The sequence below is a fragment of the Pseudomonas sp. PSE1(2024) genome, from assembly GCF_050990555.1.
GTDB classification, from domain to species: domain Bacteria; phylum Pseudomonadota; class Gammaproteobacteria; order Pseudomonadales; family Pseudomonadaceae; genus Aquipseudomonas; species Aquipseudomonas aphyarum.
On the sequence record NZ_CP158967.1, the window covers coordinates 5,931,294 to 5,946,216 of the forward strand.

Here is a 14,923-nt window from a genome sequence, read left to right on the forward strand (position 1 = left end):
CACCCTTTCCCCCGGTGGGCGGGCCATTGACGCCCACCGTTTTTTTGCCTCATTCCAGGAAGTGACCATGAGCTTTATCACCGAAATCAAAACCTTCGCAGCACTGGGCAGCGGCGTCATCGGCAGCGGCTGGGTCGCCCGCGCCCTCGCCCACGGCCTTGACGTGGTGGCCTGGGACCCGGCGCCGGGGGCCGAAGCGGCGCTGCGCAAACGCGTGGCAAACGCGTGGGGCGCGCTGGAGAAAAACGGTCTGGCGCCGGGCGCGTCGCAGGATCGTCTGCGCTTTGTCGCGACCATTGAAGAGTGCGTGCGCGATGCGGACTTCATCCAGGAAAGCGCCCCGGAACGCCTCGAACTGAAACTGGAGCTGCACAGCAAAATCAGCGCGGCGGCCAAGCCGAATGCATTGATCGGTTCCAGTACTTCGGGCCTGCTGCCGAGCGAATTCTACGAGAGCTCGACCCACCCGGAACGCTGCGTGGTCGGCCACCCGTTCAACCCGGTTTACCTGCTGCCATTGGTGGAAGTGGTCGGTGGCAAGAACACCGCGCCGGAAGCGGTTCAAGCGGCGATGAAAGTCTACGAATCCCTCGGCATGCGCCCGCTGCATGTGCGCAAGGAAGTGCCGGGCTTCATCGCCGACCGCCTGCTCGAAGCGCTGTGGCGCGAGGCGCTGCATCTGGTCAACGACGGCGTGGCGACCACGGGTGAGATCGATGATGCAATCCGCTTTGGCGCCGGTCTGCGCTGGTCGTTCATGGGCACGTTCTTGACCTACACCCTGGCCGGTGGCGATGCCGGCATGCGCCACTTCATGTCGCAGTTCGGCCCGGCGCTGCAGTTGCCGTGGACGTACCTGCCGGCGCCGGAACTGACCGACAAGTTGATCGACGATGTGGTGGATGGCACCAGCGATCAGTTGGGCCGGCACAGTATTTCGGCGCTGGAGCGCTATCGTGATGATTGCTTGCTGGCGGTGCTTGAGGCGGTGAAGACCACGAAAGAAAAGCACGGGATGAGTTTCAGCGAGTAATCGATCGTTCCCACGCTTTGCGTGGGAATGCAGCCCGGGACGCTCTGCGTCCCAGAAGCGTGACGCAGAGCGTCACAGGAGGCGTTCCCACGCAGAGCGTGGGAACGATCGCATCAGGAGAAAATATGCCCACACTCACCACCTACCAAACCCGCATCATCCCCGACTGGGTCGACTACAACGGCCACCTGCGCGACGCCTTCTATCTGCTGATTTTCAGCTATGCCACCGACGCCCTGATGGATCGTCTCGGCATGGACAGCAACAATCGCGAAGCCAGCGGTCACTCGCTGTTCACCCTCGAACTGCACCTCAACTATCTGCACGAAGTGAAGCTCGATGCCGAAGTCGAAGTGCGCACGCAGATCATCGGCCTCGACCAGAAACGCCTGCACCTCTATCACAGCCTGCACCTTGCCGGCGGTGACAAGGAGCTGGCCGGCAACGAGCAGATGCTGCTGCACGTCGACCTCGCCGGGCCGCGTTCCGCGCCGTTTACCCCGGACACCCTGGGCCGTCTGCAAGCCATCGTCGCCGAGCAGGCCGACCTGCCCGCGCCTGCTTACATCGGCCGGGTCATCGCCCTGCCGCCAGCCCGGTAAATCCATCCACCGCAAGGAGCCGCCATGCACACCGCCGCTGCAGTTGCCGATTTCCGTACTTATCCGTTGATCAGCGCGCTGAACGGCGTGCAGAACCTGGCGGATCGCGTCCTGATCGAATGGGCCGACGGGCGTGTCAGCCCGTTTCACCACGTGTGGCTGCGCGACAACTGTCCGTGTCCGCACTGCGTCTACAGCGTCACCCGCGAGCAGGTGTTCGAGATCGTCGATGCGGCGCAGGATCTGTCGCCCTCCGCCGCGCACATCGACACCGATGGCTGCCTGCGCATCGACTGGCAGGACGGCCACCTCAGCCGCTTCGATGCGGGCTGGCTGCGGGCACACGCCTATGACGACGAATCCCGCGCCGAACGCCTCGCCGCCAAACCTAAACCCTTTCTGTGGCGCAGCGATTTGCAGTTGCCGGTGTTCGACTATGCAGCCCTGATGAACGACAACGCCGCGCTGCTGCAATGGTTGCTCGCGGTACGCGACATCGGCCTGACCCAGGTGCGCGGCGTACCCACCGAACCCGGTTCGCTGAAGCTGATCGCCCAGCGTATTTCCTTCATCCGCGAGAGCAACTTCGGCGTGCTGTTCAACGTGCAATCCAAGGCCGACGCCGACAGCAATGCCTACACCGCTTTCAACCTGCCGTTGCACACGGATCTGCCGACCCGCGAGCTGCAACCGGGGCTGCAATTTCTGCATTGTCTGGTGAACGACGCCGAGGGTGGCGAGAGCATTTTCGTCGACGGTTTTGCGATTGCCGAAGCGTTGCGTCAGGAAGATCCATCGTCGTTTCAGGCGCTGTGCGAGATCCCGGTGGAGTTTCGCAACAAGGACCGCCACAGCGACTACCGCTGCCTGGCGCCGATCATCGCCATGGATGCGTTGGGCCGGGTCGCGGAAATCCGCATGGCCAACTTTCTGCGCGGGGCGTTCGACACGTCTGTGGAGCAAATGCCCCTGCTGTATCGCGCTTACCGGCGCTTCATCGCCATGACCCGCGAGCCACGTTTCCGGGTCATGCAACGACTCAATCCGGGCGAGCTGTGGTGCTTCGACAACCGCCGCACCCTGCACGCGCGCAACGCCTTCGACCCGGCCACCGGGGCCCGGCATTTTCAGGGCTGCTACATCGACCGGGATGAGTTGTTGTCGCGGATTCTAGTGTTGCAGCGCTAAACCGCGTCATCGTTCATCGCCAGCAGGCTGGCTCCCACAAAGAGCGCATTTCAATGTGGGAGCCAGCCTGCTGGCGATGAATGCACCTCGATTTACCTGACACACAGGCAAAAAAAGCCCCGATACAAGCCGTGACAGGATCGGGGCGAGGGTACTGTTGAGGAGCTGCCGTGGCGAGGGTGACCAAACCTTCGTGAAGCGAGCTGGGTCCAGTGTGCCCACTCCCCTTGCCGGCAAGTTAGCCGAAAACGACATGCTCATAGCCAATGTGGACACTGCGACAAATCGCCCTTGCCGTGCCTGGGCATGCCTACCAGAATCGAGCCACGACCTCCGTTGCCGAAGAAGGATTCGCGTCATGATGTATGCCGATTTGATCGATCAGGAAGACCTGTTGGGCCAGCTCAAGTCGTTGGGATTCGAAGTACCGTCGGGCTCCACTGCCCAGCAGGCCTGCGAGTGCGCGGTGCGGGGTCTGGACGATGTGCGGGCCAACACGCTGCGCACCATGGTCAAGCAGATGTACACCAGCAGCGCGAGCATTCAGCCGACCGTGCGCGAAGCCATCGACAAGCAGTTGCTGCCGGCCCTGGCGCAGTATCAGCAAACCCGCGCCTGACATCTGACCCAAAAAAAAGATCGCAGCCTGCGACAGTGCCTTTCCTGAAGGCGCTGTCGCAGGCTGCGATCTTTCGTTTTAGAGGCGCACGCTGGCGAAGGTCGACTCGTTGCGTGCCTGGCTCAGCGCCGACATCGGCCCGGACAGCGGCGACATCACGATGGCTTGCGGCAGCGGCATCATCGCCACCTGCTGGGTGGTGTTGGAGCCGACGCGCTCGTCACGCGGCGGAATGCCGAAGTATTCGCGGTAGCACTTGGAGAAGTGCGGTGTCGACACGAACCCGCAGACCGACGCCACTTCGATGATCGACATCGGCGTCTGCTTCAGCAGCTGCCGCGCACGGATCAGACGCAGCTTGAGGTAGTAGCGCGACGGCGAGCAGTGCAGGTATTTCTGGAACAGGCGCTCGAGCTGACGACGGGACACGGCGACGTACACCGCCAGTTCGTCGAGGTCGATCGGCTCTTCCAGGTTGGCTTCCATCAGCGCGACGATTTCCTGCAGTTTCGGCTGGTTGGTGCCGAGCATGTGCTTGAGCGGCACACGCTGGTGATCCTGCTCGTTGCGGATGCGCTCGTAGACGAACATTTCCGAGATCGCGGCGGACAGTTCACGGCCGTGATCGCGGCTGATCAGGTGCAGCATCATGTCCAGCGGCGCGGTGCCGCCGGAGCTGGTGAAACGGTTGCGGTCGAGGGTGAACAGACGGGTGCTCATCGCAACGCGCGGGAAAGCTTCCTGCATCGCCGCCAGACATTCCCAGTGCACGCTGCAATCAAAACCGTCGAGCAGGCCGGCGCAGGCCAGGGCCCAGCTGCCGGTGCACACGGCGCCGAGGCGTCGCGACTGACGCGCCTGGCTTTGCAGCCACGAGACGTGTTCACGGGTAACGGTGCGTTGAATGCCGATCCCGCCGCACACGATGATGGTGTCGAGGGCCGGGGCTTTGTGCATGGAGGCGTCGGGGGTGATCTGCAGACCGTCACTGGCCCAGACCTGGCCGCCATCAACGGTGAGGGTGGTCCAGCGATACAGCTCGCGACCGGACAACTGGTTGGCCATGCGCAGCGGTTCGACTGCGGAAGCCAGGGAAATCAGCGTGAAATTGTCCAGCAGCAGAAAGCCGATGGATTGAGGCGCACGGTTCTGGGGTTGAGCCCCGGAGTTGAACGACGTCATCGCGGTATCTCCTCACACAAAGCGGGTGATGGCCTCAGGCGGAGGCTCTTGTTATTGCCATCGTTCTCTTGCGTGAGACGGGCTTTGTTATGACAGAGCAATTGCCATGCCTAAATTTGAATGGCTGTTCAATAACTCCTGAAAACGACGTCGCGACGCGTCTATACAAGCGCCCCGACCAAAGGTAATTCGAAGTGCCATCAGCGGCCGCGAATGCCCTGCTCCGATGCGTGTGAGCAAATCGGTAGCACTTGTGGGAACTGGCCTGCGCACGATTGTCCTACAGTGTCACCGCAGGCACGGGTGACGGACGGTAGCGCCTGCGAATCAGGCGCTGGAGGTGGGAAAGACTCTTATCTGATAGCGACGCGCCAAAAGGTGGCGCGTTTTGATTCCGGTGTGCACTTAACGCGCAGTTTTGACTGGTCCGGCTTCAACGCCAGCAGGCTGGCTCCCACAGTTTTTGCGAACGCCGCAAATCCAGTGTGGGAGCCAGCCTGCTGGCGATAGGAGGCAACTGGGTATCAGCACTCCACCGCGCTGACCGCCAACCCGCCCCGCGATGTCTCTTTATATTTGTCATGCATGTCGGCGCCGGTATCGCGCATGGTGCGGATCACCCGGTCCAGCGAAATAAAGTGCTGACCGTCCCCGCGCAAGGCCATCTGCGCCGCGTTGATCGCCTTCACCGCCGCAATCGCATTGCGCTCGATGCACGGCACTTGCACCAGGCCACCCACCGGATCGCAGGTCAGGCCGAGGTTATGTTCCAGGCCGATTTCCGCCGCGTTGCACAACTGCTCGGGGCTTGCGCCAAGGATTTCCGCCAGCCCTGCCGCCGCCATCGCACAAGCCGAACCGACTTCACCCTGACAGCCGACTTCAGCGCCGGAAATCGAAGCGTTCTTCTTGCACAGAATCCCCACCGCCGCCGCCCCGAGGAAGTAATCGACCACGTTGGCGTCGGTCACTGCCTCGCTGAATTTCATGAAGTAATGCAGCACCGCCGGAATGATCCCCGCCGCGCCATTGGTGGGCGCCGTGACCATGCGTCCGCCAGCAGCGTTTTCCTCGTTCACCGCGAGGGCGAACAGGTTGACCCACTCCATCGCGCTGAGGGTCGAGCCGATCACATTGGGCTTGTTCAATTCCTGAAGGCTGCGGTGCAACTTCGCCGCGCGGCGGCGCACGTTGAGGCCGCCGGGCAGGATGCCTTCGTGCTTGAGGCCCTGCTCGACGCAATCCTGCATCGCCCGCCAGAGCTTCATCAGGCCGGTGCGGATTTCCTCTTCGCTGCGCCAGACCTTCTCGTTGGCCATCATCAATTCGGCCACGCGCAGGTTGTGGGTCTTGCACAGCTCCAGCAGCTCCACCGCGCTGGAAAAGTCGTAAGGCAATTCGGTGCGGTCCAGGTCCACCACACCGCTGGAGGCTTGCGCCTCGTCCACCACAAATCCGCCACCGACCGAATAGTAGGTGTCGCGATGCAGCTCGCCGTGATCGCCTTCGGCAACCAGGGTCATGGCGTTGGGATGGAACGGCAGATTCTCGTCGATCAGGCGCATGTCGCGGCCCCATATAAAGGGCACCGACAAACGACCGTCGAGCAACAGCGTGTGGGTTTCACGCAAGGCCTGGATCCGCGGGCCGATCTGCGACGGGTCGATCGCGTCCGGCCACTCGCCCATCAGGCCCATGATCACCGCGTTGTCGCTGCCGTGACCGACACCGGTGGCCGACAGCGAACCGAACAGCTGCACCTCGATGCGGCGCACCTGCTCCAGTAGATGTTTGTCGCGCAACGACTCGACGAACAGGGCGGCGGCGCGCATGGGCCCGACGGTGTGGGAACTGGAAGGGCCAATGCCGATTTTGAACAGGTCGAAAACGCTGATAGCCATTGCTGCAGAGCTCCTGAGAGTGCCGGTCCGGGGCGTGAAGCGCCCGCTGGCGGAGCTGCTACGCTCAAGCTGCGATCCGCCGGAATGCCCGCATCATCGGGCTTTTCCCGGGTCGTTCGGCGTCTGACACCGACGTACTCATGCCCACTAACGCCGTGCCGGTTTCAGCCCGTGTTTTCGCCGTTTTTATGCGGTTCAGATGGCCAGACAGGGCAGAAAAAAGCTGTAAACGACGTCACTGACACTGGATGCGACCATCCCTGTACTGGATACGACGCACCCTGTAGGCGTCAGATTTTCACTGGTACATGATCGTATCGACTCGATTGCAAGGCGCTGCGGTAGAGCTGTCTCCAGAACGCCATCCAACCGCAACCCATAAGTGCGGTGGTCCAATCGGAACACTGCCAAAAAAAACACCAAGGAGTCCATTCATGAAAGGTTCCCCGTCGTTGTTGTTGGCCGCCATGCTGAGTCTGCCGTTACTGGCTCAAGCCGCAGAACCGGCGCAGTGCAGTACCGTGAACTTCTCCGATGTCGGCTGGACCGACATCACCGCAACCACCGCCACCACCTCCGTCGTGCTTCAGGCCCTCGGCTACAAGACCAAGACCACCATGATCTCCGTACCCGTGACCTACAAGTCGCTGGCCGACGGCAAGAACATGGACGTGTTCCTCGGCAACTGGATGCCGACCATGGAAAACGACATCAAGGCCTACCGCGACGCCGGCACCGTGGAAACCGTGCGCACCAACCTCAAGGGCGCCAAGTACACCCTCGCCGTTCCGCAGGCCTTGTATGACAAGGGTCTGCACGACTTCGCCGACATCGCCAAATTCAAGAAAGAACTCGACGGCAAGATCTACGGGATCGAGCCGGGCAACGACGGCAACCGCCTGATCCAGAGCATGATCGACAAGGACGCCTTCGGCCTCAAAACCGCCGGCTTCAAGGTCGTCGAGTCCAGCGAAGCGGGCATGCTGTCGCAGGTCGACCGCGCGCAGAAACGCGACACCGCCGTGGTGTTCCTCGGCTGGGCACCGCACCCGATGAACAAGCGCTTCAAGATTCAGTACCTGACCGGTGGTGACGATTTCTTCGGCCCGGATTTCGGCGCCGCCACCGTGGCGACCAACACCCGCAAGGGCTACGCCGAGGAATGCAGCAACGTTGGCCAACTGCTGAAAAACCTGGAGTTCACCGTCGACATGGAAAGCGAACTGATGGGCAACATCCTGGACGACAAGATGAAGCCTGACGCGGCCGCCAAGGCCTGGCTCAAAAAGAATCCACAGGTGCTCGATACCTGGCTCGCTGGCGTGACCACCATTGACGGTAAACCAGGCCTGGAGGCCGTGAAAGCCAAACTCGCACAGCCTTGAATTAAAGAGGCATCGCTTATGCCGGGCGGGCTAACCGCCCGGGCTGTTTATTCCTTGCATGCGGACGTTCACTACCATGCTGATTGATCAGAAAATCCCTTTAGGCCAGTACATCGCGGGCTTCGTTGAATGGTTGACGCAACACGGCGCCAACACTTTCGACGCAATCGCCGTGACCCTGGAAACGATGATCCACGGCGTGACGTTTGCGCTGACCTGGTTCAACCCGCTGGTGCTGATCGGCCTCATCGCCCTGCTGGCCCACTTCATTCAACGCAAATGGGGCCTGACCGCGTTCGTGGTCGCCTCCTTCCTGCTGATCCTCAACCTGGGGTACTGGCAGGAAACCATGGAAACCCTCGCCCAGGTCATGTTCGCGACCCTGGTCTGCGTGGTCATCGGCGTGCCGCTGGGCATCGTCGCCGCGCACAAACCGATGTTCTACACTTTGATGAGGCCGGTACTCGATCTGATGCAGACCGTACCGACCTTCGTTTACCTCATTCCTACCCTGACCCTCTTCGGGCTGGGCGTGGTACCGGGCCTGATCTCGACGGTGGTGTTCGCCATCGCCGCGCCGATCCGCCTGACCTACCTGGGCATCCGCGATGTCCCGCAAGAACTGATGGACGCCGGCAAGGCCTTCGGCTGCTCGCGTCGCCAACTGCTTTCACGGATCGAACTGCCTCACGCCATGCCGAGCATCGCGGCCGGCATCACCCAGTGCATCATGCTGTCGCTGTCGATGGTGGTGATCGCGGCACTGGTGGGCGCCGACGGACTCGGCAAACCGGTGGTCAACGCACTGAACACTGCTGATATCGCCCTGGGCTTCGAAGCGGGCCTGGCGATCGTACTGCTGGCGATCATGCTCGACCGTATCTGCAAACAACCCGACGCCAAAGTAGGGGGTGACGCATGAGCATAATTCGCTTCGATAACGTTGACGTGATCTTCACCAGGGATCCGCGCGAAGCACTGAAACTTCTCGATCAAGGCTTGACCCGCAGTGAGATCCTGAAAAAGACCGGGCAGATCGTCGGCGTTGAAAAGGCCAGCCTGGACATCAACAAAGGCGAGATCTGCGTGCTGATGGGCCTGTCCGGCTCCGGCAAGTCGAGCCTGCTGCGCTGCATCAACGGCCTCAACACCGTGAGCCGCGGCAAGCTGTTCGTCGAACACGAAGGCAAGCAGATCGACATCGCCTCCTGCACCCCGGCCGAGCTGAAAATGATGCGCACCAAACGCATCGCCATGGTGTTCCAGAAGTTCGCTCTGATGCCGTGGCTGACGGTGCGCGAGAACATCAGTTTCGGTCTGGAAATGCAGGGTCGTCCGGAGAAGGAACGGCGCAAGCTGGTCGATGAAAAACTCGAACTGGTGGGCCTGACCCAATGGCGCAACAAGAAGCCCGACGAGCTGTCCGGCGGCATGCAGCAGCGTGTCGGTCTGGCCCGCGCACTGGCGATGGACGCCGACATTCTGCTGATGGACGAACCGTTCTCGGCCCTCGACCCGCTGATCCGTCAGGGTCTGCAGGATGAACTGCTGGAACTGCAACGCAAGCTGAGCAAGACCATCGTGTTCGTGAGCCACGACCTCGACGAGGCGCTGAAACTCGGCAGCCGCATCGCGATCATGAAGGACGGCCGGATCATCCAGTACAGCGTGCCGGAAGAAATCGTGCTCAACCCGGCGGACGATTACGTGCGCACGTTCGTCGCCCACACCAACCCGCTGAACGTGCTCTGCGGTCGCAGCCTGATGCGCACCCTGGACAACTGCAAACGCATCAACGGTTCGGTGTGCCTGGATCCGGGCGGCGACTCGTGGCTGGACCTGGCCGAAGGCAACACCATCAAAGGGGCGCGGCAGAACGGTTCGGTGCTGAACCTGCAGAACTGGGCACCGGGGCAAGCCGTGGAAGGGCTGGAGCGCAAACCGACGCTGGTGGATTCGAACATCGGCATGCGCGACGCGTTGCAGATCCGTTACCAGACCGGCAACAAACTCGTGCTGCACGACAACAATCATGTGGTGGGGATTCTTGGGGACAGCGAGCTGTATCACGCGCTGCTCGGCAAGAACCTGGGGTAAAGAGAGCCGACACCAAAACGCCGCGAGAGGATCGCGGCGTGATCGTTCCCACGCTCCGCGTGGGAATGCAGCCCGGGACGCTCCGCGTCCCAAATCAAAAGCCGAACGCGGAGCGTCCGTTGAGGAATTCCCACGCAGAGCGTGGGAACGATCAGGCACAAAAAAGGGGCTCAACTTGAGCCCCTTTGTATTCCCGCACAACGTGCAGGAAAGATCACTTCACAACTCAGCTATAGACCCGGCCAAGGAGCTGCCGATGGCTTTCAAACTGATCGAGCACATCGCGTGTGATCTGATCCTGTGTGAAGCCCATCAGGTCGTAGTCCTGGCTGCCGTTGTGCAGGTACACCTCGGCGCGGTAGAAACGCTGGCGCGCTTCATCGGACTGAACCGACTCGCTCGGGGTCGCCAGGTAGCCGTCCAGGCTCACTTCGTAGACAAAAGGGTTGCCCTCTTCCATCTCGACCCGCACGCCCATGCAGCGCTTGGACTTGCCCAGCAGCGTCTGCACTTCCAGACCCTGTGCACGCATCTGCGCAGCGGCATCTTCCAGCGCCGGGCTGACGTGTTTGTCCATGAAGCGCTGAACCACCGACTGGCTCGGTTGCAGATCCAGCTGGGTCAGGCGCTCGCTGAAACCACGACGACCGCGTTCAGCCAGTTGCGCCTGCTCCTGTTCGATCTGCATGTCCTGGCGCATCGCCTTGTGCAGGCCGAACATGAAGCACACCAGCACCACCGAGAACGGCAGACCGGCCAGCACCACCATGGTCTGCATGGCTTCGAAGTTACCGGCGAACAGCAGGCCGATGGTCACCAGCGTGATCACGACCGACCAGAAGATCCGCAGCCAGTGCGGGGCGTCTTCGTCGACGTTGCCGCCCTTGCAGGACAGGTTCGCCATCATCACCGCGCCGGAGTCGGCCGGGGTCAGGAACAGCACGAAACCAACAAAGATCGAAACACCAATCACGACTTTCGACGCCGGGTAGTGTTCAAGCAACTGATAGATCGCCATCGACGGCTGTTCCAGCGCCGTCTTGCCAAGCTCCACCGCACCCTGGTTCATCACCAGATCCAGCGCCGAGTTACCGAAGATCGACAGCCACGCCAAGGTGAAACCCAGCGGAATCAGCAGCACGCCAGCCACCAGTTCACGCACGGTACGACCACGGGAAATACGTGCGATGAACATGCCGACAAATGGGGCCCAGGAAATCCACCATGCCCAGTAGAACAGAGTCCACAGGCCCAGCCAGCGGTCGGACTTCTCGCTGTCGCCTTCATAGACGTACAGGTCGAAAGTCTTCAGCACCACGCCGTTGAGGTAGTCGCCGATGTTCTGCACGAAACCGTTGAGCAGGTGCAGGGTCGGGCCGAACAGCAGGACGAAAATCAGCAGGCCGCTGAACAGGATGATGTTGAGGTTGGACAGACGACGGATGCCGTTTTCCACACCGGACACGGCAGCGATGGTCGCCACGGTGCTCATCACGATGATAACGATCAGCAGGTTGGTGTTGCTGTGTTCCATGCCGAACAGGTTTTCCAGGCCCGAAGACACTTGCAGCGAGCCGATCCCCAGGTTGGTCACCAGACCCAGCAGGGTCACGAACATGCCGAAGCCGTCCACCGCATGACCGGCAGCGCCCTTGACCCAACGCTCGCCCACCAGCGGGTACAGCGCCGAACGCAGTGCCAGCGGCTGGTTATGACGGTAAGCGAAATAAGCCACGGCCAGACCGACCAGTGCGTAGATCGCCCAGCCGTGCAGGCCCCAGTGCAGGAAAGTCAGCTGAACAGCCTGACGTGCCGCCATATTGGTAGCGGACGCGCCTTCCGGCGGATTGAAGTAGTGATCCAGCGGTTCGGAAGCGCCGAAGTACAGCAGCGAAATACCGATACCCGACGAGAACAGCATCCCCGCCCAGGCGCCGTAGCTGAAATCCGGGGTGTCGTCCTTGCTACCCAGTTTGAGTTTGCCGTACGAGGAAAACGCCAGGCCCACCACGAAAACCAGGTAAGCGGCGATCACCACCATGTAGTACCAGCCGAAGCTGCGGGACAACCAGGCCTGAGCCACTCCCAGCATTCTGCCGGCCTCTTGCGGGGCGATGATCAGAATGGCGGTCAACAACAGAATCAGCGCGGTAGAGGTGTAGAACACCCAACCGTTGACCGTCACCTTCTCGGGCGGGGTCTTTATAAGCGAGGCAGAACTCATGGCACAAATGCTCCAGGCAGTGCGAGAGAAGAACACAAGGCAACACGGAACCCGACCAATCGGTTAGTTGGCAGCCGACCGGCGGGTGATATAAAGACACCCCGAAAAAAGCCCGAACCTGCAGAGATGGCATCGCGAATCGCCGTCGTGGCCGAGGCATGGACGTTCATCCGAAACCTGGCCTTGAGCGTCTTGCCCATTCAACACGTCCATCGAACGTCGAACCGCGCCTTGCCCCGCGCAGGTTTCGAGCATTTTCGGATGTCGGTTTATCGCCACTTACACGTAGGAAAAATCTGTAGGCAGCGACGATTTGTCGCAGATCTTATTCTTTGTTGATTGAACGTTCAATCAAAACAAAATAGACTGGCCCTCAATCCGATAGGCGTCATTCGCCCGTCGGAAGGCCTAAGGAGATGTGCAAGATGCCCAAGGTCGGTATGCAACCCATCCGCCGCCAACAACTGATCGAAGCCACTTTGCAGGCGGTTGATCAGGTCGGAATGGGGGACGCCAGCATTGCGCTGATCGCCCGTTTGGCCGGTGTCTCGAATGGCATCATCAGTCACTATTTTCAGGACAAGAATGGCCTGATCGCCGCCACGATGCGGTATCTGATGACCGCCCTCAGCGAGAGCGTCACCGCGCGCCGTCAGGCGCTGGCAGACAGCAGCCCCCGGGCGCATCTGCAGGTGATCATCGAAGGCAACTTCGACGCCAGCCAGGTCAATGGCCCGGCAATGAAAACCTGGCTGGCCTTCTGGGCCACCAGCATGCACCAGCCGTCTTTGCACAGGTTGCAGCGGATCAACGATCACCGTCTGTATTCCAACCTGTGCTGCGAGTTCCGCCGTGTGTTGCCGCTCGAAGATGCGCGCACCGCCGCCCGTGGACTGGCAGCTCTGATCGACGGTTTGTGGTTGCGCGGCGCGCTGTCGGGAGACGCTTTCGACACTGCGCAGGCGCAACAGATCGCTTACGAATACATGGATTTCCAATTGGCCAAGCAGGTGAGCTAGAGCACAGAGAAAACGCTCGGCCCCTGAACTGTCACCGACCAGTGATGCCACAGCTATATGGCTCACCCGGTGACCAACGCCAACCACTAATGCACTTGCGAGGACACTATGGCCCGTTTCGAACTGCAAAAACTCTACATCGATGGCGCGTACTCCGACGCCGGCAGCGATGCCACCTTCGAAGCCATCAACCCGGCTAACGGTGAAGTCCTCGCACAAGTGCAACGTGCGACCAAGGAAGACGTCGAGCGTGCTGTGGTCAGCGCTGAAAAGGGCCAGAAAATCTGGGCCGCGATGACCGCCATGGAGCGTTCGCGCATCCTGCGTCGCGCCGTCGACATCCTGCGCGAGCGCAACGATGAACTGGCTGCCCTGGAAACCCTGGACACCGGTAAAGCCTTCTCCGAAACCAAGTACGTCGACATCGTCACCGGCGCCGACGTGCTGGAATACTACGCAGGCCTGGTACCCGCCATCGAAGGCGAGCAGATCCCGCTGCGTGACACCGCATTCGTCTACACCCGTCGCGAGCCGCTGGGCGTTGTCGCCGGTATCGGCGCGTGGAACTACCCGATCCAGATCGCTCTGTGGAAGTCCGCTCCAGCCCTGGCGGCCGGTAACGCGATGATCTTCAAGCCAAGCGAAGTCACCTCGCTGACCACCCTGAAACTGGCCGAGATCTACACCGAAGCCGGCGTTCCGAACGGTGTGTTCAACGTACTGACCGGCAGCGGCCGTGAAGTCGGCACCTGGCTGACCGAGCACCCACGCATCGAGAAAATCTCCTTCACCGGCGGCACCGACACCGGCAAAAAAGTAATGGCCAGCGCTTCGGCTTCGTCGCTCAAAGACGTGACCATGGAACTGGGCGGCAAGTCCCCGCTGATCATCTGCGACGACGCCGACCTGGATCGCGCCGCCGACACCGCCATGATGGCCAACTTCTACAGCTCCGGTCAGGTCTGCACCAACGGCACTCGCGTGTTCGTGCCGAGCCACCTGAAAGCCGCTTTCGAAGCCAAGATCGTCGAGCGTGTTGCGCGCATCCGCGTTGGCAACCCGGAAGACGAAAACACCAACTTCGGCCCGCTGGTCAGCTTCCCGCACATGGAAAGCGTGCTGGGCTACATCGCCAAGGGTAAAGAAGAAGGCGCCCGCGTTCTGTGCGGCGGCGAACGTCTGACCGACGGCGAATTCGCCAAGGGCGCGTTCGTGGCTCCGACCGTGTTCACCGACTGCACCGACGACATGACCATCGTCCGTGAAGAAATCTTCGGCCCGGTGATGGCGATCCTGACCTACGAAACCGAAGAAGAAGTGATCCGTCGCGCCAACGACACCGACTTCGGCCTGGCCGCCGGTATCGTCACCTGCGACCTGAACCGCGCCCACCGCGTGATTCATCAACTGGAAGCCGGTATCTGCTGGATCAACGCCTGGGGCGAGTCCGACGCAAAAATGCCGGTTGGCGGTTACAAGCAGTCGGGCGTCGGCCGTGAGAACGGCATCAGCTCGCTGAACAACTTCACTCGCATCAAATCGGTACAGGTCGAGCTGGGCGATTACGTCTCGGTGTTCTAAGACCCGAGTCATTTATTGCTCGCGAGGCCGCCTTCGCTGGCAAGCCAGCTCCCACAGATTGGATGTCGTCCACCCAATCTGTGGCAGCCCCG

General features: G+C 61.2%; 12 protein-coding genes. 9 read left to right on the plus strand and 3 right to left on the minus strand.

Annotated elements, in window-relative coordinates:
• Nucleotides 1-67: 67 nt before the first annotated feature.
• The 4 genes from ABTV87_RS27025 to ABTV87_RS27040 all read left to right on the plus strand — a co-directional run bounded on the left by ABTV87_RS27025 (nucleotide 68) and on the right by ABTV87_RS27040 (nucleotide 3,442).
• Nucleotides 68-1,033, plus strand: coding sequence for an L-carnitine dehydrogenase (locus tag ABTV87_RS27025; RefSeq protein ID WP_007959763.1), 966 nt, complete (start codon nucleotides 68-70; stop codon nucleotides 1,031-1,033).
• A gap of 125 nt (nucleotides 1,034-1,158) precedes the next feature.
• Entirely contained in the window at nucleotides 1,159-1,635 is a 477-nt protein-coding gene (locus ABTV87_RS27030; RefSeq protein WP_221535766.1) for a thioesterase family protein, read from the plus strand.
• A gap of 24 nt (nucleotides 1,636-1,659) precedes the next feature.
• A complete protein-coding gene (locus ABTV87_RS27035) occupies nucleotides 1,660-2,823 on the plus strand; it encodes a gamma-butyrobetaine dioxygenase (protein WP_433898628.1) in 1,164 nt (387 codons plus the stop codon).
• 358 nt (nucleotides 2,824-3,181) lie between these two features.
• Nucleotides 3,182-3,442, plus strand: coding sequence for a hypothetical protein (locus tag ABTV87_RS27040; protein WP_007959758.1), 261 nt, complete (start codon nucleotides 3,182-3,184; stop codon nucleotides 3,440-3,442).
• A 78-nt stretch (nucleotides 3,443-3,520) separates the two neighbouring features.
• On the opposite strand, the gene ABTV87_RS27045 is transcribed toward ABTV87_RS27040, so the two are convergent.
• Both ABTV87_RS27045 and ABTV87_RS27050 read right to left on the minus strand, forming a co-directional pair.
• Complete coding sequence (locus ABTV87_RS27045; RefSeq protein ID WP_007959756.1) at nucleotides 3,521-4,624, minus strand: GlxA family transcriptional regulator; 1,104 nt, start codon at nucleotides 4,622-4,624, stop codon at nucleotides 3,521-3,523.
• 524 nt (nucleotides 4,625-5,148) lie between these two features.
• Nucleotides 5,149-6,525 carry an L-serine ammonia-lyase gene (locus tag ABTV87_RS27050; protein WP_433898629.1) on the minus strand — a complete coding sequence of 459 codons (1,377 nt, stop codon included), beginning with the start codon at nucleotides 6,523-6,525 and terminating at the stop codon, nucleotides 5,149-5,151.
• 434 nt (nucleotides 6,526-6,959) lie between these two features.
• Here ABTV87_RS27050 and ABTV87_RS27055 point away from each other — a divergent pair, with 434 nt between their 5' ends.
• From ABTV87_RS27055 to choV, 3 genes are all read left to right on the plus strand, one after another.
• Nucleotides 6,960-7,910 (plus strand): choline ABC transporter substrate-binding protein, encoded by a 951-nt coding sequence (locus tag ABTV87_RS27055; RefSeq protein ID WP_127800322.1) that lies wholly within the window; start codon nucleotides 6,960-6,962, stop codon nucleotides 7,908-7,910.
• Nucleotides 7,911-7,986: 76 nt separating this feature from the next.
• Nucleotides 7,987-8,832, plus strand: coding sequence for a choline ABC transporter permease subunit (gene choW, locus ABTV87_RS27060; RefSeq protein WP_007959749.1), 846 nt, complete (start codon nucleotides 7,987-7,989; stop codon nucleotides 8,830-8,832).
• The gene (choV, locus tag ABTV87_RS27065) at nucleotides 8,829-10,007 is read left to right on the plus strand and encodes a choline ABC transporter ATP-binding protein (RefSeq protein WP_085746648.1); all 1,179 of its coding nucleotides are present in this window, start codon (nucleotides 8,829-8,831) and stop codon (nucleotides 10,005-10,007) included. Before choW ends, choV begins: the two co-directional genes overlap by 4 nt.
• Nucleotides 10,008-10,233: 226 nt before the next feature.
• Here choV and ABTV87_RS27070 read toward each other — a convergent pair whose 3' ends face one another.
• Nucleotides 10,234-12,174 carry a BCCT family transporter gene (locus tag ABTV87_RS27070; RefSeq protein WP_223290698.1) on the minus strand — a complete coding sequence of 647 codons (1,941 nt, stop codon included), beginning with the start codon at nucleotides 12,172-12,174 and terminating at the stop codon, nucleotides 10,234-10,236.
• Between the two features lie 482 nt (nucleotides 12,175-12,656).
• Here ABTV87_RS27070 and betI point away from each other — a divergent pair, with 482 nt between their 5' ends.
• Both betI and betB read left to right on the plus strand, forming a co-directional pair.
• The gene (gene betI, locus ABTV87_RS27075) at nucleotides 12,657-13,250 is read left to right on the plus strand and encodes a transcriptional regulator BetI (protein ID WP_007959743.1); all 594 of its coding nucleotides are present in this window, start codon (nucleotides 12,657-12,659) and stop codon (nucleotides 13,248-13,250) included.
• 108 nt (nucleotides 13,251-13,358) lie between these two features.
• Nucleotides 13,359-14,831, plus strand: coding sequence for a betaine-aldehyde dehydrogenase (gene betB, locus ABTV87_RS27080; protein ID WP_258712478.1), 1,473 nt, complete (start codon nucleotides 13,359-13,361; stop codon nucleotides 14,829-14,831).
• Nucleotides 14,832-14,923: the final 92 nt, after the last annotated feature.

What these genes read in the sequence shown, in the direction of transcription:
- ABTV87_RS27035 (WP_433898628.1), top strand. Translation starts at nt 1,660, where the DNA reads ATGCACACCGCCGCTGCAGTTGCCGATTTCCGTACTTATCCGTTGATC.
- ABTV87_RS27040 (WP_007959758.1), top strand. Translation starts at nt 3,182, where the DNA reads ATGATGTATGCCGATTTGATCGATCAGGAAGACCTGTTGGGCCAGCTC.
- ABTV87_RS27050 (WP_433898629.1), bottom strand. Translation starts at nt 6,525, where the DNA reads ATGGCTATCAGCGTTTTCGACCTGTTCAAAATCGGCATTGGCCCTTCC.
- betB (WP_258712478.1), top strand. Translation starts at nt 13,359, where the DNA reads ATGGCCCGTTTCGAACTGCAAAAACTCTACATCGATGGCGCGTACTCC.
- ABTV87_RS27030 (WP_221535766.1), top strand. Translation starts at nt 1,159, where the DNA reads ATGCCCACACTCACCACCTACCAAACCCGCATCATCCCCGACTGGGTC.
- choV (WP_085746648.1), top strand. Translation starts at nt 8,829, where the DNA reads ATGAGCATAATTCGCTTCGATAACGTTGACGTGATCTTCACCAGGGAT.
- ABTV87_RS27045 (WP_007959756.1), bottom strand. Translation starts at nt 4,624, where the DNA reads ATGACGTCGTTCAACTCCGGGGCTCAACCCCAGAACCGTGCGCCTCAA.
- ABTV87_RS27025 (WP_007959763.1), top strand. Translation starts at nt 68, where the DNA reads ATGAGCTTTATCACCGAAATCAAAACCTTCGCAGCACTGGGCAGCGGC.
- betI (WP_007959743.1), top strand. Translation starts at nt 12,657, where the DNA reads ATGCCCAAGGTCGGTATGCAACCCATCCGCCGCCAACAACTGATCGAA.
- choW (WP_007959749.1), top strand. Translation starts at nt 7,987, where the DNA reads ATGCTGATTGATCAGAAAATCCCTTTAGGCCAGTACATCGCGGGCTTC.
- ABTV87_RS27055 (WP_127800322.1), top strand. Translation starts at nt 6,960, where the DNA reads ATGAAAGGTTCCCCGTCGTTGTTGTTGGCCGCCATGCTGAGTCTGCCG.